Origin of the sequence: Streptococcus halichoeri, assembly GCF_009870755.1 — a bacterium.
GTDB classification, from domain to species: Bacteria; Bacillota; Bacilli; order Lactobacillales; family Streptococcaceae; genus Streptococcus; species Streptococcus halichoeri.
The window spans coordinates 13,830-32,772 of the sequence record NZ_WLZU01000024.1; the positions used below are offsets into that span (position 1 = coordinate 13,830).

At 41.0% G+C, this 18,943-nt stretch carries 31 protein-coding genes; 30 read left to right on the forward strand and 1 reads right to left on the reverse strand.

Going from position 1 to position 18,943, the window contains the following annotated elements:
* The first annotated feature begins 756 nt into the window (after positions 1–756).
* From GWD08_RS06675 to rplQ, 30 genes are all read left to right on the forward strand, one after another.
* The gene (locus GWD08_RS06675; protein ID WP_159564885.1) at positions 757–2,076 is read left to right on the forward strand and encodes an MATE family efflux transporter; all 1,320 of its coding nucleotides are present in this window, start codon (positions 757–759) and stop codon (positions 2,074–2,076) included.
* 251 nt (positions 2,077–2,327) lie between these two features.
* Positions 2,328–2,636 (forward strand): 30S ribosomal protein S10, encoded by a 309-nt coding sequence (gene rpsJ / locus GWD08_RS06680; protein ID WP_003046044.1) that lies wholly within the window; start codon positions 2,328–2,330, stop codon positions 2,634–2,636.
* A 224-nt stretch (positions 2,637–2,860) separates the two neighbouring features.
* The gene (gene rplC, locus GWD08_RS06685; protein ID WP_159545894.1) at positions 2,861–3,487 is read left to right on the forward strand and encodes a 50S ribosomal protein L3; all 627 of its coding nucleotides are present in this window, start codon (positions 2,861–2,863) and stop codon (positions 3,485–3,487) included.
* 23 nt (positions 3,488–3,510) lie between these two features.
* Entirely contained in the window at positions 3,511–4,134 is a 624-nt protein-coding gene (gene rplD / locus GWD08_RS06690) for a 50S ribosomal protein L4 (protein ID WP_159549473.1), read from the forward strand.
* Entirely contained in the window at positions 4,134–4,430 is a 297-nt protein-coding gene (locus GWD08_RS06695; protein WP_159545898.1) for a 50S ribosomal protein L23, read from the forward strand. The genes rplD and GWD08_RS06695 overlap by 1 nt, the downstream gene beginning before the upstream one ends.
* 17 nt (positions 4,431–4,447) lie before the next feature.
* On the forward strand, positions 4,448–5,281 hold the full coding sequence (gene rplB / locus GWD08_RS06700) for a 50S ribosomal protein L2 (protein ID WP_159549476.1): 834 nt from the start codon (positions 4,448–4,450) through the stop codon (positions 5,279–5,281).
* Positions 5,282–5,539: 258 nt separating this feature from the next.
* Complete coding sequence (gene rpsS / locus GWD08_RS06705; RefSeq protein ID WP_000533765.1) at positions 5,540–5,818, forward strand: 30S ribosomal protein S19; 279 nt, start codon at positions 5,540–5,542, stop codon at positions 5,816–5,818.
* Between the two features lie 15 nt (positions 5,819–5,833).
* Positions 5,834–6,178: a 50S ribosomal protein L22 gene (gene rplV / locus GWD08_RS06710; RefSeq protein WP_012657637.1), complete on the forward strand. Its 345-nt coding sequence runs from the start codon at positions 5,834–5,836 to the stop codon at positions 6,176–6,178.
* A gap of 12 nt (positions 6,179–6,190) precedes the next feature.
* Positions 6,191–6,844, forward strand: a complete 654-nt coding sequence (gene rpsC, locus GWD08_RS06715) for a 30S ribosomal protein S3 (protein ID WP_159545902.1) — start codon at positions 6,191–6,193, stop codon at positions 6,842–6,844.
* Positions 6,845–6,847: 3 nt separating this feature from the next.
* Positions 6,848–7,261, forward strand: a complete 414-nt coding sequence (rplP, locus tag GWD08_RS06720) for a 50S ribosomal protein L16 (protein WP_159545904.1) — start codon at positions 6,848–6,850, stop codon at positions 7,259–7,261.
* 9 nt (positions 7,262–7,270) lie between these two features.
* Positions 7,271–7,477 carry a 50S ribosomal protein L29 gene (gene rpmC, locus GWD08_RS06725; protein ID WP_003046054.1) on the forward strand — a complete coding sequence of 69 codons (207 nt, stop codon included), beginning with the start codon at positions 7,271–7,273 and terminating at the stop codon, positions 7,475–7,477.
* Between the two features lie 27 nt (positions 7,478–7,504).
* Positions 7,505–7,765 (forward strand): 30S ribosomal protein S17, encoded by a 261-nt coding sequence (gene rpsQ, locus GWD08_RS06730; protein WP_159545906.1) that lies wholly within the window; start codon positions 7,505–7,507, stop codon positions 7,763–7,765.
* A 24-nt stretch (positions 7,766–7,789) separates the two neighbouring features.
* The gene (gene rplN / locus GWD08_RS06735) at positions 7,790–8,158 is read left to right on the forward strand and encodes a 50S ribosomal protein L14 (protein WP_159545908.1); all 369 of its coding nucleotides are present in this window, start codon (positions 7,790–7,792) and stop codon (positions 8,156–8,158) included.
* An 80-nt stretch (positions 8,159–8,238) separates the two neighbouring features.
* A complete protein-coding gene (gene rplX, locus GWD08_RS06740; RefSeq protein ID WP_159549479.1) occupies positions 8,239–8,544 on the forward strand; it encodes a 50S ribosomal protein L24 in 306 nt (101 codons plus the stop codon).
* A 24-nt stretch (positions 8,545–8,568) separates the two neighbouring features.
* Entirely contained in the window at positions 8,569–9,111 is a 543-nt protein-coding gene (gene rplE, locus GWD08_RS06745; protein WP_159545912.1) for a 50S ribosomal protein L5, read from the forward strand.
* A gap of 15 nt (positions 9,112–9,126) precedes the next feature.
* Complete coding sequence (locus GWD08_RS06750; protein ID WP_018367194.1) at positions 9,127–9,312, forward strand: type Z 30S ribosomal protein S14; 186 nt, start codon at positions 9,127–9,129, stop codon at positions 9,310–9,312.
* Between the two features lie 210 nt (positions 9,313–9,522).
* A complete protein-coding gene (gene rpsH / locus GWD08_RS06755; protein WP_159545914.1) occupies positions 9,523–9,921 on the forward strand; it encodes a 30S ribosomal protein S8 in 399 nt (132 codons plus the stop codon).
* A 332-nt stretch (positions 9,922–10,253) separates the two neighbouring features.
* Entirely contained in the window at positions 10,254–10,790 is a 537-nt protein-coding gene (gene rplF, locus GWD08_RS06760) for a 50S ribosomal protein L6 (protein ID WP_159549482.1), read from the forward strand.
* Between the two features lie 89 nt (positions 10,791–10,879).
* The gene (gene rplR / locus GWD08_RS06765; protein WP_002987751.1) at positions 10,880–11,236 is read left to right on the forward strand and encodes a 50S ribosomal protein L18; all 357 of its coding nucleotides are present in this window, start codon (positions 10,880–10,882) and stop codon (positions 11,234–11,236) included.
* A gap of 18 nt (positions 11,237–11,254) precedes the next feature.
* Complete coding sequence (gene rpsE / locus GWD08_RS06770) at positions 11,255–11,749, forward strand: 30S ribosomal protein S5 (protein WP_159545918.1); 495 nt, start codon at positions 11,255–11,257, stop codon at positions 11,747–11,749.
* Positions 11,750–11,763: 14 nt separating this feature from the next.
* Positions 11,764–11,946: a 50S ribosomal protein L30 gene (gene rpmD, locus GWD08_RS06775; RefSeq protein WP_159549485.1), complete on the forward strand. Its 183-nt coding sequence runs from the start codon at positions 11,764–11,766 to the stop codon at positions 11,944–11,946.
* Positions 11,947–12,164: 218 nt separating this feature from the next.
* Positions 12,165–12,605, forward strand: coding sequence for a 50S ribosomal protein L15 (rplO, locus tag GWD08_RS06780; RefSeq protein WP_159545920.1), 441 nt, complete (start codon positions 12,165–12,167; stop codon positions 12,603–12,605).
* A 16-nt stretch (positions 12,606–12,621) separates the two neighbouring features.
* The gene (secY, locus tag GWD08_RS06785; RefSeq protein ID WP_159545934.1) at positions 12,622–13,926 is read left to right on the forward strand and encodes a preprotein translocase subunit SecY; all 1,305 of its coding nucleotides are present in this window, start codon (positions 12,622–12,624) and stop codon (positions 13,924–13,926) included.
* Positions 13,927–14,055: 129 nt separating this feature from the next.
* Positions 14,056–14,694, forward strand: coding sequence for an adenylate kinase (locus tag GWD08_RS06790; RefSeq protein WP_159564887.1), 639 nt, complete (start codon positions 14,056–14,058; stop codon positions 14,692–14,694).
* A gap of 116 nt (positions 14,695–14,810) precedes the next feature.
* Complete coding sequence (gene infA, locus GWD08_RS06795; RefSeq protein ID WP_001040189.1) at positions 14,811–15,029, forward strand: translation initiation factor IF-1; 219 nt, start codon at positions 14,811–14,813, stop codon at positions 15,027–15,029.
* Positions 15,030–15,054: 25 nt separating this feature from the next.
* Positions 15,055–15,171: a 50S ribosomal protein L36 gene (gene rpmJ / locus GWD08_RS06800; RefSeq protein WP_000868345.1), complete on the forward strand. Its 117-nt coding sequence runs from the start codon at positions 15,055–15,057 to the stop codon at positions 15,169–15,171.
* A gap of 17 nt (positions 15,172–15,188) precedes the next feature.
* The gene (rpsM, locus tag GWD08_RS06805; RefSeq protein ID WP_159545924.1) at positions 15,189–15,554 is read left to right on the forward strand and encodes a 30S ribosomal protein S13; all 366 of its coding nucleotides are present in this window, start codon (positions 15,189–15,191) and stop codon (positions 15,552–15,554) included.
* Between the two features lie 17 nt (positions 15,555–15,571).
* Complete coding sequence (gene rpsK, locus GWD08_RS06810) at positions 15,572–15,955, forward strand: 30S ribosomal protein S11 (protein WP_001118387.1); 384 nt, start codon at positions 15,572–15,574, stop codon at positions 15,953–15,955.
* Between the two features lie 45 nt (positions 15,956–16,000).
* Positions 16,001–16,939 carry a DNA-directed RNA polymerase subunit alpha gene (locus GWD08_RS06815; RefSeq protein ID WP_159545926.1) on the forward strand — a complete coding sequence of 313 codons (939 nt, stop codon included), beginning with the start codon at positions 16,001–16,003 and terminating at the stop codon, positions 16,937–16,939.
* 14 nt (positions 16,940–16,953) lie between these two features.
* Positions 16,954–17,340 (forward strand): 50S ribosomal protein L17, encoded by a 387-nt coding sequence (rplQ, locus tag GWD08_RS06820; protein ID WP_159545928.1) that lies wholly within the window; start codon positions 16,954–16,956, stop codon positions 17,338–17,340.
* Between the two features lie 502 nt (positions 17,341–17,842).
* Here rplQ and GWD08_RS06825 read toward each other — a convergent pair.
* Positions 17,843–18,013 (reverse strand): hypothetical protein, encoded by a 171-nt coding sequence (locus tag GWD08_RS06825; protein ID WP_159545930.1) that lies wholly within the window; start codon positions 18,011–18,013, stop codon positions 17,843–17,845.
* Positions 18,014–18,943 lie beyond the last annotated feature (930 nt).

The following is an 18,943-nucleotide window of genomic DNA, read 5'->3' on the forward strand; positions in this document are numbered from 1 at the left end:
ATAACTCGCTCGTGACGCATAAGAAATAGGTTTGGCAAGCTTGGGGCGAACACATGCTCTTGCCATAACTTAGTAAAAAAGACAGGAAAAATTGCTTTCCTGTCTTTTTAGGGTTCTTCGCTTCTAGTGAGGAGATGAAGAATCAAGTCCAAGTTAGCCCTGTCTTTGGTCATTATTGCACTTAAGGCTAGGTAATACATGATAGATGTTACAGAGCTTTTTTCGTTCGTTGTCTCTTTTTTTTGCTCTCTTTATTCTTGTGATTTTAAAGGAAGAAAAAAGCTGGTCAGTCAATCTCCTTAGATCTAGTAAGGCACACTAATTGGCAGATTTTTGGTGCAGATCAGGTAGCTAAGCATTGTGTTCCTGGTTGAAATGCCCCGCCTTTTTAGATATGATGACAGTAGAAATAAGAAAAGAATATCCTGTAGAAAATGAAATGATTGCTTTTTGAGGTGGATGTTATCAGGCATCAATCACCCTACAAAAAACACGCACCTTGTTAGGGTGGTTAGCTGAGTGAGTGCCTTTAAGCTTCTGGCTAGTATAAACAAAAGCTTATATGGTTAGTCAAATGACGAGCGCTGCTGCTTGGCTAAGCTTTTTCCCTCTTGGTTTGGTGATGGGGGAGGACCTGTCTTTAATGGTTGCGGCAGCTATAGACGGGTAAACAGTAAAAATAGGTCGCAGTCAGTCAATCCATCTAGCTTGGTTTTAAGTAATTAAGTTGGCAGGGTATCATTAGGAACATAGAATATGCCAAATAATAGAAGAAAGTTGTTAACAGTAGCCTTGCCAGCAATGGTGGAAAATATTCTCCAAATGCTGATGGGGTTAGTGGATAGTTATTTAATTGCTAAAATCTCCTTAGTTGCTGTTTCGGGGGTGGCCATGGCTAATAACCTTTTAGCTATCTACCAGGCCATCTTTATTGCCATCGGCGCAGCCGCCACAAGTCTTGTCGCTAAGGCTAAAGGGGAATCAGATTATAGTAAGCAACAAGCGTACATAGCAAATGCACTCCTTTTAAGCTTGCTGCTTTCTTTCATTTTAGGGCTTTTGAGCTTTTTCTTTGGCTACCCTTTGTTACATTTATTGGGAGCTGAGCCACTGGTAGCTCAAACAGGGGCTAGCTATTTAGCTATTGTCGGTGGCTTGGTGGTGAGCCTGGGGCTACTAACCGTCTTAGGAGGGATTGTACGAGCGCTGGGCTTTCCCAGATTGCCAATGGAAGTTAGCTTAATCACCAATATCTTAAATGCCGGATTATCACTGTTGGCTTTATTTGTCCTTGGTTGGGGACTAACAGGTGTTGCCTTTGCGACGGTTATAGCGCGCTTTCTGGGTGTTTTGCTCTTAGTTCGGCGGTTACCCCTTGGTCAACTTCGCTTTAAAAGCCCAGGTCACAAAATGGCAGAAGTAATGGCAATTGCTTTGCCGGCAGCCGGCGAACGCCTGATGATGCGGCTTGGCGATTTGATGATTCTCACGATTCTTGTCCGATTAGGGACAAAAGTCGTAGCAGGAAATGCCATTGGCGAGAGCATTTCACAGTTCAATTACATGCCAGGCCTTGCTGTGGCGACCGCAACGCTACTCTTTGTCTCTGAAGAAGTCGGTCAGGGTCATCCAGAGCGCGTCAAGAAGCTAGTACGGGACTCCTATTGGCTGAGCCTAGGAATGATGCTAGTGATAAGTGGACTGGTTTTCTTATTTGGTGATAGTCTCTCTAGTCAGTTCACTAGCGACAGCCTGGCTAAGGGAGCTAGCCTAACGGTTTTAGGCTATTCCTTGCTCTTTGCACCTTGTACGGCAGGAACACTGGTTTACACAGCATTATGGCAAGGCCTAGGCAATGCGCGCCTGCCCTTTTACGCCACGACCATCGGGATGTGGCTGATACGGATTCTCGGTGGTTACTTTCTCACTGTTTCGGTTGGAATTGGCTACGCGGGGATCTGGATAGCAACTGGCTTAGACAACGCCTTTCGCTGGTTCTTCTTGTCGCGCCTTTACGCGAAGCAATTAGCAAAAAAGAAAAAAGACGAAGTCGATGAACTAAATAGTGAGGCTTAGCAAAAGGGAGTGTTAAGAGAGCTCTAAGTGCCAACTGCCTTTTAGAGTGTTTTTTCCAAATAGACAACTAAAAAAAGCGAATAAACCCTTGCGTTGGGTTTATTTTTCTGATATTATATTATGGTGCTGTTAAAAGCAGCTTTTAGCTATGATACGAGAGGTTGCGACACGCTCGGTTGCATTGCCACGCAAGGGCTGTTGGTTTTCTCGAGGAGCTAGCCTATTATCGTAAATAGACGAGAGGAGAAAAGATGGCAAACAAAAAAATCCGTATCCGTTTGAAAGCGTACGAACACCGTACACTTGACACAGCGGCCGAAAAAATCGTTGAAACTGCAACACGTACAGGTGCTACTGTAGCTGGTCCAGTTCCACTTCCAACAGAACGTAGTCTTTACACTATTATTCGTGCGACTCACAAATACAAAGATTCTCGCGAACAATTTGAAATGCGTACACACAAACGTCTTATTGACATTGTGAACCCAACTCAAAAGACAGTTGACGCTCTTATGAAATTGGATCTTCCAAGTGGTGTAAACGTTGAAATCAAGCTTTAATTAGCTGGATACGGCCGAGGCAAGCGCGTGTTTAATCCTAATTGAACACAGGCTAAACTTTTTGTGAAAAAGCTAAATCTTCGGATTTTCTATTTTCAGTTTGAGTTTGATGCCTCGAGCATCTTGATTTGAGCACAAAAAACGCTCGTAAAAAACTTTTTTGAGCATGAAAAACGCTCATTAAAAACTTTTTGAAATATATAAGGAAAAGGAAATATTTTCTCATGACAAAAGGAATCTTAGGGAAAAAAGTGGGAATGACTCAAATCTTCACTGAATCTGGTGAATTTATCCCTGTTACTGTCATTGAAGCAACACCAAACGTTGTGCTTCAGGTTAAAACTGTCGAAACAGACGGTTACGAAGCAGTCCAAGTTGGTTTTGATGACAAACGTGAAGTATTGAGTAACAAACCTGCCAAAGGCCATGTAGCAAAAGCTAACACAGCTCCTAAGCGCTTCATTCGTGAATTCAAAAACATTGAAGGCTTAGAAGTAGGATCAGAAATTACAGTTGAAACTTTTGCAGCCGGCGATGTTGTTGATGTAACTGGTACTTCAAAAGGTAAAGGTTTCCAAGGTGTTATCAAACGCCATGGTCAATCACGTGGTCCAATGGCTCACGGTTCACGCTACCATCGTCGTCCAGGTTCTATGGGACCTGTTGCGCCTAACCGTGTTTTCAAAAACAAACATTTGGCAGGCCGTATGGGTGGTAACCGCGTAACCATTCAAAATCTTGAAATTGTCCAAGTTGTTCCAGAAAAAAATGTTATCCTTATCAAAGGTAACGTACCAGGTGCTAAGAAATCTCTTATCACTATCAAATCAGCAGTTAAAGCTGCTAAATAATAAGAAAGGAGAAAACAGTTAAAATGGCAAACGTTAAACTATTTGACCAAACTGGTAAAGAAGTTAGCTCAGTTGAATTAAACGATGCTATCTTTGGTATTGAACCAAACGAATCAGTTGTTTTTGATGTTGTAATTAGCCAACGCGCTAGCCTTCGTCAAGGTACACATGCGGTTAAAAACCGTTCGGCAGTATCTGGTGGTGGTCGTAAACCATGGCGTCAAAAAGGAACTGGACGTGCACGTCAAGGTTCTATCCGCTCACCACAATGGCGTGGTGGTGGTGTGGTCTTTGGACCAACTCCACGTTCATACGGATACAAACTTCCACAAAAAGTTCGTCGCCTTGCTTTGAAATCAGTTTATTCAGCAAAAGTTGCTGAAGATAAATTTGTAGCTGTCGAAAGCCTTTCTTTTGCAGCACCAAAAACTGCTGAATTTGCAAAAGTGCTTTCAGCACTTAGCATTGATTCAAAAGTACTTGTACTCATTGAAGAAGGAAATGAATTTGCAGCTTTATCAGCGCGTAACCTTCCAAATGTTAAAGTTGCAACAGCAACAACTGCAAGTGTACTTGATATCGTGAACGCAGACAAACTTCTTGTAACGAAAGAAGCAATCTCTACAATTGAGGAGGTTCTTGCATAATGAATTTGTACGACGTAATCAAAAAGCCAGTGATCACTGAAAAATCAATGTATGCTCTTGAAGAAGGGAAATACACATTTGAAGTGGATACACGTGCGCACAAACTACTAATCAAACAAGCTATCGAAGCTGCGTTTGAAGGTGTGAAAGTTGCAAGCGTGAACACTGTTACTGTTAAGCCAAAAGCAAAACGCGTTGGTCGTTATACAGGGTTCACTTCAAAAACGAAAAAAGCTATTGTAACACTTACGGCTGATTCAAAAGCTATTGAGTTGTTTGCAGCAGAAGCTGAATAATCTAAGGAGGAAATAACGTGGGTATTAAAGTTTATAAACCAACGACAAATGGCCGTCGTAACATGACTTCTTTGGATTTTGCAGAAATCACTACAAGCACTCCTGAGAAATCATTGCTTGTTTCGCTTAAAAACAAAGCAGGTCGTAATAATAACGGTCGCATCACTGTTCGTCACCAAGGCGGTGGACACAAGCGTCACTACCGTTTGATTGATTTTAAACGCAATAAAGACGGTGTCGAAGCTGTTGTTAAAACCATCGAATATGATCCAAATCGTACGGCAAACATCGCCTTAGTACACTATACTGACGGTGTTAAGGCTTACATCATTGCTCCTAAGGGACTTGAAGTTGGCCAACGCATCGTTTCTGGACCAGATGCTGACATCAAAATTGGTAATGCTTTGCCACTAGTCAACATCCCTGTTGGTACCGTTGTTCACAACATTGAGCTAAAACCTGGAAAAGGTGGAGAGCTTGTGCGTGCAGCCGGTGCTTCAGCACAAGTCCTTGGCCAAGAAGGTAAATACGTGCTTGTTCGTCTCCAATCAGGCGAAGTTCGTATGATTCTTGGTACTTGCCGGGCAACTGTTGGTACTGTTGGTAATGAGCAACAATCCCTTGTCAACATTGGTAAAGCTGGACGTAACCGTTGGAAAGGCGTTCGCCCTACAGTCCGCGGTTCTGTAATGAACCCTAACGATCACCCACACGGTGGTGGTGAAGGTAAAGCACCAGTTGGACGTAAAGCGCCATCAACTCCATGGGGTAAACCAGCGCTTGGTCTTAAAACTCGTAATAAAAAAGCGAAATCTAACAAACTTATTATTCGTCGTCGTAACGACAAATAATCTGCCACAAGTTGCTTAAAACTTGCTAGGTGAACGTTAGCATAGCTCTGCTATCTATTTCCGCCAACTCGGTAGAGTTCATAATGGTTTAACTTATTGTCTGTTAGTTTGTTTGAAATGCCAGTTTGATGCAATTGCTGACTGATATGAAAGCATCAAATCAACTCTGCAAGGCAAGATAAAGAACAAAAAGGGCAAGCGTTTTACCCTCATTCTCAAGCCGCTGTGGTACATACATTTAAAGGAGAACACTACAAAATGGGACGTAGTCTTAAAAAAGGACCTTTCGTCGATGAGCATTTGATGAAAAAAGTTGAAGCTCAAGCCAATGACGAAAAGAAAAAAGTAATCAAAACTTGGTCACGTCGTTCAACGATTTTCCCAAGTTTCATCGGATATACAATCGCAGTTTATGATGGACGTAAGCATGTACCTGTTTACATCCAAGAAGACATGGTAGGTCATAAGCTTGGTGAATTTGCACCAACACGTACCTACAAAGGTCACGCAGCTGACGACAAGAAAACACGTCGTTAATAGGAGGAGGACACAATGGCAGAAATTACTTCAGCTAAAGCAATGGCTCGTACAGTGCGTGTTTCACCTCGTAAAACACGTTTAGTACTTGATCTTATCCGTGGTAAGAAAGTTGCTGATGCAATCGCAATCTTGAAATTCACGCCAAACAAAGCTGCTCGTGTTATTGAGAAAACTCTTAACTCAGCAATTGCTAACGCAGAAAACAACTTTGGTTTGGAAAAAGCTAATTTGGTCGTCTCTGAAACATTCGCAAACGAAGGACCAACTATGAAACGTTTCCGTCCACGTGCGAAAGGTTCAGCTTCACCAATCAACAAACGCACAACTCACGTTACAGTAGTTGTAGCAGAAAAATAAGGAGGTAAAATCGTGGGTCAAAAAGTACATCCAATTGGTATGCGTGTCGGAATCATCCGTGACTGGGATGCGAAATGGTATGCTGAAAAAGAATACGCGGATTACCTTCATGAAGATCTTGCAATCCGTAAATTCATCAATAAAGAATTAGCTGACGCATCTGTTTCAACTATTGAAATCGAACGCGCAGTAAACAAAGTGATTGTGTCGCTTCATACTGCTAAACCAGGAATGGTTATCGGTAAAGGTGGCGCAAATGTTGACATCCTTCGTGCTCAACTTAACAAATTAACTGGAAAACAAGTACACATCAATATCATCGAAATCAAGTCACCAGACCTTGATGCACACCTTGTTGGTGAAAACATTGCTCGTCAACTTGAGCAACGTGTGGCTTTCCGTCGTGCTCAAAAACAAGCTATCCAACGGACAATGCGTGCCGGTGCTAAAGGAATCAAAACCCAAGTATCAGGTCGTTTGAACGGTGCAGATATTGCCCGTGCTGAAGGCTATTCAGAAGGAACTGTTCCACTTCACACCCTTCGCGCGGACATCGATTACGCATGGGAAGAAGCAGACACAACATACGGTAAACTTGGTGTTAAAGTTTGGATTTATCGTGGAGAAGTTCTTCCAGCTCGTAAAAACACTAAAGGAGGCAAATAACAAATGTTAGTACCTAAACGTGTTAAACACCGTCGCGAATTCCGTGGAAAAATGCGCGGTGAGGCTAAAGGCGGCAAAGAAGTTGCATTCGGTGAATATGGACTTCAAGCGACAACTAGCCACTGGATTACAAACCGCCAAATCGAAGCTGCCCGTATCGCAATGACGCGTTACATGAAACGTGGTGGTAAAGTTTGGATCAAAATCTTCCCACACAAATCTTACACTGCTAAAGCTATCGGTGTACGTATGGGTTCTGGTAAAGGGGCACCTGAAGGTTGGGTAGCACCAGTGAAGCGTGGCAAAGTAATGTTTGAAATCGCTGGGGTTTCTGAAGAAGTTGCCCGCGAAGCTTTGCGTCTTGCTAGCCACAAATTACCAGTGAAAACAAAATTCGTGAAACGTGACGCAGAATAAGGAGAAGACATGAAACTTGAAGAAATCAAAAAGTTTGTTGCTGAGCTTCGTGGCTTGTCTCAAGAAGAGCTTGCAAAAAAAGAAAACGAACTTAAAAAAGAACTTTTCGACCTTCGTTTTCAAGCTGCAGCCGGTCAATTAGATCAAACTGCTCGTTTGAACGAAGTGAAAAAGCAAATTGCCCGTGTTAAAACCGTGCAATCTGAAATGAAATAATAGATTGGGAAAGGAGAAATTCTAATTATGGAACGTAATCAACGTAAAACACTTTACGGACGCGTCGTGTCTGACAAGATGGATAAAACAATCACTGTTATAGTTGAAACCAAACGTAACCACCCAGTCTATGGTAAACGTATCAACTATTCTAAAAAATACAAAGCCCATGATGAAAACAACATTGCTAAAGAAGGCGACATTGTACGTATCATGGAAACACGCCCACTTTCAGCTACAAAGCGTTTTCGTCTTGTAGAAGTTGTGGAAAAAGCTGTTATTATCTAATCAAACTAAAAGGAGAAAATTGAAATGATTCAACAAGAAACTCGCTTGAAAGTTGCTGATAATAGCGGTGCTCGTGAGATCTTGACTATCAAAGTTCTTGGTGGTTCAGGACGTAAATTCGCTAACATCGGCGACATCATTGTTGCTTCTGTAAAACAAGCTACTCCTGGTGGAGCAGTTAAAAAAGGCGATGTCGTGAAAGCTGTTATTGTTCGTACCAAGTCTGGTGCACGTCGAGCAGACGGATCATACATCAAATTTGACGAAAATGCTGCAGTCATCATCCGTGATGACAAAACTCCTCGCGGAACACGTATCTTTGGCCCAGTTGCACGTGAATTGCGTGAAGGTGGCTTCATGAAGATCGTTTCTTTAGCACCAGAAGTACTTTAATCAACACAAACTAAAAGTCCCCTAGGAAACTCCCTAGGGTGCCCTCAGGGCGTAAGAAATTAATAGGAGAAAAATACCACATGTTTGTAAAAAAAGGCGACAAAGTTCGCGTTATTGCTGGTAAGGACAAAGGCGTTGAAGCTGTAGTTCTTAAGGCTTTTCCAAAAGTAAATAAAGTTGTTGTTGAAGGTGTTGGCATGATCAAAAAACACCAAAAACCAAATGCTGAAAACCCACAAGGTGCTATCGTGGAAAAAGAAGCTCCAATCCATGTATCAAACGTTCAAGTTCTTGATAAAAATGGTGTAGCTGGCCGTGTTGGTTATAAAGTTGTAGACGGCAAAAAAGTTCGTTACAGCAAAAAATCAGGCGAAGTGCTTGATTAATCACGAAGGAAAGGAGAAGCATAAATGGCAAATCGTTTAAAAGAAAAATATACTAACGAAGTAATTCCTGCGTTGACAGAGAAATTTAACTATACTTCAGTAATGGCAGTGCCAAAAGTTGAGAAAATCGTTCTTAACATGGGTGTTGGTGATGCTGTTTCAAATGCAAAAAACCTTGAAAAAGCTGCTGCTGAATTAGCACTTATCTCAGGACAAAAACCACTTATTACTAAAGCTAAGAAATCAATCGCTGGCTTCCGTCTTCGTGAAGGTGTTGCGATCGGTGCGAAAGTAACCCTTCGTGGCAACCGTATGTACGAATTCCTAGACAAATTAGTTAGCGTTTCACTTCCTCGTGTTCGTGACTTCCATGGTGTGCCAACAAAATCATTTGATGGCCGTGGGAACTACACACTTGGTGTGAAAGAGCAACTTATCTTCCCAGAAATCAACTTCGATGATGTTGATAAAGTACGTGGTCTTGATATTGTAATCGTCACTACTGCAAATACTGACGAAGAATCACGTGAATTGCTTAAAGGTCTTGGAATGCCTTTTGCAAAATAATAGGGGGTAACGAAATTGGCTAAAAAATCGATGATTGCTAAAAACAAACGTCCTGCGAAATTCTCTACGCAAGCATACACACGCTGTGAAAAATGTGGACGTCCACATTCTGTTTACCGCAAATTCAAACTTTGCCGTGTTTGCTTCCGTGAGTTGGCTTATAAAGGTCAAATTCCAGGTGTTGTTAAAGCGTCTTGGTAAGAAAACGATACAAAGAGCCTAGCGGACAAAAGTGAAAATAGAAAATCTAACCAGGAGCGCTTGCGTTCTAGGAGGATCTATCTTTTTTCATCAAAGCCCAAAGCTCGTGTTCAACTAAGCTCATTGGCTCGGTTGAACAACCTGCCCAGTCGGGCAATAGTAACTAGCAAGTGATTCAATCAAACTGCTAGTAAAAGGAGAAAAAAACAAATGGTTATGACTGACCCAATTGCAGACTTTTTAACACGCATTCGTAATGCTAACCAAGCAAAACATGAAGTGTTAGAAGCACCTGCTTCAAATATTAAAAAAGGAATCGCTGAGATCCTTAAACGTGAAGGTTACATCAAAAACGTTGAAGTTATCGAAGATGACAAACAAGGCATCATCCGTGTTTTCCTTAAATATGGTCAAAACGGTGAACGCGTTATCACTAACGTCAAACGCATTTCTAAACCTGGTCTTCGTGTTTACACAAAACGTGAGGATGTTCCTAAAGTGCTTAACGGCCTTGGAACAGCTATCATTTCAACTTCTGAAGGACTTTTGACCGACAAGGAAGCGCGCCAAAAAAATGTTGGCGGGGAAGTGATCGCATACGTTTGGTAATTTAAAAAGATACTAAGAGCGTCATGGGCTAAGTGAAAATAGGAAATCTGACGCAGAGTGTTTACACTCTAGGAAGATTTATCTTTTTCACAAAGACCATAGCTCGAGTTCAATTCGATTGCAGATTGAATTGACGGTTTCTAATTCCAAACATATTGAACTAATTGAACACGGGCTAAAGTCTGTGTGAAAAAGATAAACTTTTCTAGAAACTTTGGTTTCATCGTAAAGTTTTCTATTTTCACTATGCCTTTTTGCCCTTAGTATCTTAGTTCACCCCGTGAAAACTAGTCGCGCATGCGGCTTGATAATCTAACAGGAGAAAAATAAACATGTCACGTATTGGTAATAAAGTTATTACAATGCCTGCCGGTGTTGAATTAACAAATAACAACAACCTTGTTACTGTTAAAGGCCCTAAAGGCGAACTCACTCGTGAGTTTAACAAAAATATTGAAATCAAAGTTGAAGGAAATGAAATCACTCTTTCACGTCCAAATGACTCAAAAGAAATGAAAACGATCCATGGGACAACACGTGCTAACTTGAATAACATGGTTGTTGGTGTTTCTGAAGGTTTCAAAAAAGCTCTTGAAATGCGTGGGGTTGGTTACCGTGCACAACTTCAAGGCTCAAAACTTGTCCTTTCTGTTGGTAAATCTCACCAAGATGAGGTAGAAGCTCCAGAAGGCATCACGTTTGAAGTGCCAACACCAACAACTATCAACGTTCTTGGTATCAACAAAGAAGTCGTTGGTCAAACAGCTGCTTACGTTCGTAGCCTGCGTTCACCAGAACCATATAAAGGTAAAGGGATTCGCTACGTTGGTGAATTTGTACGCCTTAAAGAAGGTAAAACAGGTAAATAATAGAAGCCTAGTCAGAGCAGGGCTTGCTTTGATTGGGCGACTACTAACATGTCAAAAAGACATATTCTATAATATAAGAGGTGAAAATTGTGATTTCGAAACCAGATAAAAATAAAATCCGCCAAAAACGCCATCGTCGTGTGCGCGGTAAACTCTCTGGGACTGCTGATCGCCCACGTTTGAACGTTTTCCGTTCTAATACAGGCATCTACGCTCAAGTAATTGATGATGTAGCGGGTGTAACGCTCGCAAGTGCATCAACTCTTGATAAAGACGTTTCCAAAGGAACTAAAACTGAACAAGCCGTTGTAGTCGGCAAACTTGTTGCTGAACGTGCAGTGGCTAAAGGTATTTCTGAAGTGGTGTTTGACCGCGGTGGATATCTCTATCACGGACGTGTAAAAGCTTTAGCTGATGCAGCTCGTGAAAACGGATTGAAATTCTAATAGGGAGGACACATAATAATGGCATTTAAAGATAATGCAGTTGAACTAGAAGAACGCGTTGTTGCAATTAACCGCGTTACAAAAGTTGTTAAAGGTGGACGCCGTCTACGTTTTGCAGCTCTTGTAGTTGTTGGTGATGGTAAGGGCCGCGTTGGTTTTGGTACTGGTAAAGCTCAAGAAGTACCAGAAGCTATTCGTAAAGCAGTTGAAGCTGCTAAAAAGAATATGATTGAAGTCCCAATGGTTGGCACAACAATCCCTCATGAAGTTTATTCAAACTTTGGTGGGGCAAAAGTCTTGTTGAAACCAGCTGTTGAAGGTTCTGGAGTTTCTGCTGGTGGAGCAGTGCGTGCCGTCATCGAATTGGCAGGTGTGGCTGATATTACTTCAAAATCTCTTGGTTCAAACACTCCAATCAACATTGTTCGTGCGACTGTTGAAGGATTAAAACAACTTAAACGCGCAGAAGAAGTTGCTGCTCTTCGTGGCATCTCAGTTTCTGACTTAGCATAAGAAAGGGGATTGAAATGGCTCAAATTAAAATCACTTTGACTAAGTCTCCAATCGGACGTAAGCCAGAACAACGTAAAACAGTTGTTGCTCTTGGACTTGGTAAATTAAATTCTTCAGTCATCAAAGAAGATAACTCTGCTATCCGTGGTATGGTAACAGCTATCTCTCATTTGGTCACTGTTGAAGACGTTAAATAAGCTAAAACATTAACTGTGTTTCTTTAGAAAACACATTCGTAACAGCGCTGCTAAGTGTGCCGCTTACTAGGGGAACAAATCGTAGTGCTATAATAAGATGGTTAAGTCGCAAGTGTCAACTTGGCGACTTAATGGTCATTTTATCTGTATAGGCGAGTTTCTATGAGGAGCCCTTTCCCCTCATAGGGGCGCTAGCATTTTACAAAAAAGGAGAAAAAATGAAACTTCATGAATTAAAAGCAGCTGAAGGTTCACGTAAAGTACGTAATCGTGTTGGACGTGGAACTTCTTCAGGTAATGGTAAAACATCTGGCCGCGGACAAAAAGGTCAAAAAGCGCGTAGCGGCGGTGGTGTACGTTTAGGCTTTGAAGGTGGACAAACACCATTGTTCCGTCGGATGCCAAAACGTGGATTTACTAATATCAATGCTAAAGAATATGCTTTGGTTAATCTTGATCAATTAAACGTCTTTGAAGATGGTACAGAAGTGACGCCAGTTATGCTTAAAGAAATTGGCCTTGTTCGTGCTGAAAAATCAGGCGTTAAAATTCTTGGAAATGGCGAATTGACCAAAAAATTGACTGTAAAAGCAGCGAAATTCTCAAAATCTGCAGAAGCAGCCATTACTGCCAAAGGTGGTTCAATTGAAGTCATCTAATGAGGGGTAACTCATGATGTTCTTAAAAATATTAATCAATGCTTTGAAGGTAAAGAATGTCAGAAATAAAATTTTCTTCACCATCTTTATCATTCTAGTATTCCGCATCGGAACACATATTACCGTTCCTGGGGTCAATGCCAAGAGCTTAGAGCAGTTGAGCGAACTTCCTTTTCTAAATATGTTGAACTTGGTCAGCGGGAATGCAATGCGCAATTTCTCTGTCTTTTCAATGGGGGTAAGTCCATACATTACAGCATCCATTGTTGTTCAACTGTTGCAAATGGACATTTTGCCAAAATTTGTTGAATGGGGCAAGCAAGGCGAAGTTGGTCGACGAAAGTTAAACCAAGCTACGCGTTATATTTCACTTGTCTTAGCCTTCATCCAATCAATTGGTATCACTGCTGGTTTTAACACCATTTCTAGTGTTGCTCTTGTGAAAACACCCGATGTGAAGACCTATTTATTAATCGGTGCTTTGCTGACAACAGGTAGCGTAATTGTTACTTGGCTTGGCGATCAAATTACAGACAAGGGATTTGGTAACGGGGTGTCAATGATTATCTTTGCAGGTATCATTTCCTCCATTCCAAACGCCATTGCGACAATCCACGAAGATTACTTTGTTAATGTAAAAGCAGATCAACACCTCCATTCCTACATTATGGTTGGTATTATTATTGTAGCTGTATTAGCAGTTGTCTTCTTTACAACATTTGTTCAACAAGCAGAATACAAAATTCCAATTCAATACACAAAATTGATGCAAGGGGCACCAACAAGTTCATACTTGCCATTGAAAGTCAATCCAGCTGGCGTTATTCCCGTTATCTTTGCTAGCTCAATTACGACAATTCCAAGTACCTTGATTCCCTTCTTCCAAAACGGTCGAGATGTTCCTTGGTTAACCAAACTCCAAGAAATTCTCAACTATCAGTCGCCACTTGGTATGATGATTTATGCCTTGTTGATTATCTTGTTCTCATTTTTCTATACCTTTGTACAGGTTAATCCAGAAAAAACAGCAGAAAATCTCCAAAAGAATGGCTCTTACATTCCAAGCGTTAGACCAGGCCGCGAAACAGAAGAATTTATGTCATCATTGCTTAAAAAATTGGCAACCGTGGGTTCGATTTTCTTAGCCTTTATCTCGCTTGCGCCAATCGCTGCGCAGCAAGCTTTGAATCTCTCTTCAGGGGTTGCTTTAGGTGGGACAAGTTTACTAATCTTGATTGCCACAGGAATCGAAGGCATGAAACAACTAGAAGGTTACCTTCTTAAGCGTCAATATGTTGGGTTTATGAATACAGCGAAATAGAATACAGGTTGACAGTGTCAACCTTCTATTTTGTTTTTAAGTGATGATACTAATTGTAAGCATCATCACTTAAAAACAAAATGAATTCCATTCATTTTGATAACAATTTTGTCAAACAAGGAGAATGACATGAATCTTTTAATTATGGGCTTGCCGGGTGCTGGCAAAGGAACACAGGCTGCTAAAATTGTTGAAGAATTTGGACTAATTCACATTTCAACAGGCGATATGTTCCGCGCAGCTATGGCTAATCAAACCGAAATGGGGCTTCTTGCCAAGTCATACATTGATAAGGGAGAACTGGTACCAGATGAGGTAACAAATGGCATTGTTAAAGAACGCTTGGGCCAAGCTGATGTAGCAGAAAAAGGCTTCCTACTAGATGGTTATCCACGGACAATTGATCAAGCACATGCCCTAGATACTACCTTAGCAGAACTTAACTTAAAGCTAGATGGTGTCATTAATATTGATGTTGATCCAGCTTCTCTAGTTGAGCGATTGAGTGGCCGGATCATCAACAAAAAAACCGGTGAAACATTCCACAAAGTCTTTAACCCACCAGCAAACTATAAAGAAGAAGATTACTACCAACGTGAAGATGATAAACCAGAAACGGTTAAACGTCGTCTAGACGTCAATATTGCCCAAGGGCAACCCATTATTGACCACTACCGTGAAGCTGGAATGGTACATGATATTCAAGGAAATCAGGAAATTTCAGCCGTGTTTGCTGACATTGAGCAGGTGCTGACTGACCTGAAATAATTCAGGGAAATAACTTGCTAAAGTCATACTCAAGTGATATAATAGACTAGTCTGACTTATAATTGTTACCTCTGTGCTCAGAGGACATCAAATCGAAATTTAGGGGGTACTTTTGCGTGGCAAAAGAAGACGTGATTGAAATTGAAGGCAAGGTTGTCGAAACAATGCCTAATGCAATGTTTACAGTTGAATTGGAAAACGGACACCAGATTCTTGCAACTGTTTCAGGGAAAATCCGCAAAAATTACATTCGTATTTTAGTCGGTGACCGTGTGACAGTTGAAATGAGCCCATACGATTTAACCCGTGGACGAATCACATACCGCTTTAAATAATCGAAATAATTGGAGGGATTAAAACATGAAGGTAAGACCATCGGTTAAACCAATTTGCGAATACTGCAAAGTTATTCGTCGTAACGGTCGTGTTATGGTAATTTGTCCAACAAATCCAAAGCACAAACAACGTCAAGGATAATATAGAAAGGAGAACAAATGGCTCGTATAGCTGGAGTTGATATTCCAAGTGACAAACGTGTAGTAGTTTCATTGACTTATGTATATGGTATTGGACTTGCAACCGCTAAAAAAATCCTAGCTGCTGCAGGTGTATCAGAAGATATCCGTGTTAAAGATTTAACAAGTGATCAAGAAGATGCTATCCGTCGCGAAGTGGATTCTATTAAAGTAGAAGGTGACCTTCGCCGTGAAGTGAACTTAAACATTAAACGTTTGATGGAAATCGGTTCATACCGTGGTATCCGTCACCGTCGTGGACTTCCTGTCCGTGGACAAAACACTAAAAACAACGCCCGCACTCGTAAAGGTAAAGCAGTTGCGATTGCAGGTAAGAAAAAATAAAATAGGAGGTAAAAAAATTGGCTAAACCAACACGTAAACGTCGTGTGAAAAAGAACATCGAGTCAGGTGTTGCTCATATTCACGCTACATTTAACAACACTATTGTTATGATTACAGATGTTCACGGTAATGCTCTTGCCTGGTCTTCAGCTGGTGCTCTTGGTTTCAAAGGTTCACGTAAATCAACACCATTTGCTGCTCAAATGGCTGCCGAAGCTGCTGCAAAATCTGCACAAGAACATGGACTTAAAACTGTTGAAGTCACTGTAAAAGGTCCTGGTTCAGGTCGTGAATCTGCTATTCGTGCTCTTGCTGCTGCAGGTCTTGAAGTAACTGCAATTCGTGATGTGACTCCTGTGCCACATAATGGTGCTCGTCCTCCAAAACGTCGTCGTGTATAATCATATAATAACTAGTACACAAGTTTCGTTTCGAGGGGTGAAAAAATGATTGAGTTTGAAAAACCAATAATAACAAAAATTGATGAAAATAAAGATTACGGGAGATTTGTGATTGAACCGCTTGAACGTGGTTATGGAACAACTCTTGGTAATTCACTTCGTCGTGTGCTCTTGTCTTCACTTCCGGGTGCAGCAGTGACATCTATTAAGATTGATGGTGTATTACACGAATTTGATACAATCCCAGGTGTACGCGAAGATGTGATGCAAATTATCCTTAACGTTAAAGGACTTGCAGTAAAGTCATACGTCGAAGACGAAAAGATTATCGAATTAGATGTTGAAGGACCAGCCGAAGTGACTGCTGGTGACATTTTAACAGATAGCGATATCGAACTGGTTAACCCTGATCATTATCTTTTTACTATTGCTGAAGGACATTCCTTAAAAGCGACAATGACTGTTGCTAAAAAACGAGGCTATGTACCTGCTGAAGGCAATAAAAAAGATGATGCACCTGTTGGAACATTGGCAGTAGATTCCATCTACACACCAGTTAAAAAAGTTAATTATCAAGTTGAACCTGCTCGTGTTGGTAGTAACGATGGCTTTGATAAATTAACCATTGAAATCATGACAAACGGAACAATCATTCCTGAAGACGCTTTAGGTTTATCCGCTCGCGTTTTAATTGAACACTTAAATCTCTTTACTGACCTAACAGAAGTTGCAAAAGCAACAGACGTTATGAAAGAAACTGAAACAGTGAACGATGAAAAGGTACTTGATCGCACGATTGAGGAATTAGACTTGTCCGTACGCTCATACAACTGTCTCAAACGTGCAGGAATCAATACTGTATTTGATTTGACAGAAAAAACTGAGCCTGAAATGATGAAAGTCCGCAACTTGGGACGCAAGAGTCTTGAAGAAGTCAAAGTCAAACTTGCTGATTTAGGACTCGGATTAAAAAACGATAAATAAAATAGGAGGACAAAATGGCTTACCGTAAACTAGGACGCACTAGCTCACAACGTAAAGCAATGCTTCGTGATTTGACCACAGATCTTTTAATCAACGAATCCATTGTAACGACTGAAGCACGTGCAAAAGAAATCCGTAAAACCGTTGAAAAAATGATTACTTTAGGTAAACGTGGTGATCTTCATGCTCGTCGTCAAGCAGCAGCTTATGTACGCAATGAAGTAGCATCAGAAAGCTATGATGAAGCTAGTGATAAATACACATCAACAACAGCTCTTCAAAAACTTTTCTCAGAAATTGCACCTCGTTATGCCGAACGTAACGGCGGATACACACGTATCCTTAAAACTGAACCACGCCGTGGAGATGCTGCTCCAATGGCCATCATTGAATTAGTTTAATTTTTATCAATTTTGTTGAGTGTTATGATGATGGAAAAGTTGACTGCTTTTCTTAGTCTAGCTCTGGTCTACCGCTAGGGATTCATTCTCTAGCGGGAACACTCATCATGTTATTAAGGTCACACTTGTTTACGAAATAGTTCTAAGCCTAGAATTACTTCGTAAGCAGGTGTTTTTTAGGCTCTTTGTCAACTGTAGTGGGTGACTTATAACTAAGCACGAGACGAAGTTCGTCTTCTCTTTTGCTATGTTCAAAGTGATGAGGTTTCGGCTCATTGTCAACTGTCATGAGTAAACCCACTTTGGCCATTGCAGCGCTTTTTGACGGTTATTTCTGTTTAGCCTGATTTTGAACACCTTGATGATTGCACGAAGCATCTTAGCCTCTCTAACCTCTTATTTTTCAATATAGTCTAAAACTTCCACGTTCTGAACAAGCTTAAAAAGCCTCTGGCTCATCTAGTCGCTCCATTACTACAACTCTGATAGTTTTGGAAAATAGCTAGCGCTTGGTGCTAGCTAAAGCAGAAACAGCATGCTCACGTCCTTGGTTTTTTAACAGCTTTGCCAATATCCCGGTCAAATGATTCTCCCTACGAAGAAGTTGCTGATAAGTAATAATGACAACCATCTTGGAGCTTGTTTCGGCGTTAATGGTAGCTAAAAGACTCATAAACACCATGCTAATAAACAGTTTAAAACGAAGTTAGCCACTGAGAGTATAAAAAACAGCTTAGAAATCTAATAGAATTGCCTAGCGCAGATCAGAAGGAGACTAAGGTGCAAACTAATGAGCCGCCAAAAAGGAGCATCTCTAACACTGACTGAGCAAAGACATTAGAGGGTGCTTGATTCTAGAAAAAAGAAAAACAGCTAAAAACTAGCAACAGACCAAACGTTAATCTCCCGAAAAGTCCGTGAAGCATCCCAGTAAGCAGTAAAAACTGAGAATATAAGAGCATATAAATTGCTTTGGGGATCGATACAGTGTCTTAGACCATAGTCCAAAGCAAGTATTTGTCATCCCCCGAATAGACAGAAAAAAAGAGTCACGCTATCCAATCGTTCATATTTCTCCTGATAAATCGATTGCCGCCATCAATCAAGCCAAGCATTTGGAATACAAAACACCAGCCAAATGCTAGCATAGCAGCTGAGGAATCAGAGATTAGAGGCTTAATAAAAATTTTTGAACCTAAACTGAAAAGGTACTGACGATTAATCAGCCGACAACCATGATAGTTAGCCTTCTTAACGCATTGATTTCGCAAGAATTTTGCCGTATAATAGTGCTATGAAAGGACGATTCAAAACTGAAGTCCAGCTAAGACGAGTAGCGCGATTACGAAAAATTGTGGACAAACCCTGTCTACGAGGTTTTAGAGCTATGCTGTTTTGAATGGTCTTGAACGAAGTGTTAGCTCCGCCTTTCCCCTTTTGATTGCTAAAACTAAAAATAAATTTGAATCATTCCCGTGAATCATTCCCGTAGTTAGTTATTCCATAGCCATCATAGCTTTTCAAACCCTCAAAAAAGAAAAATCGCCACGTTAAGTAGCGATTTTTCCCTTTTGTGAGCCTCAATGAAACGTCAAAGCGTTAT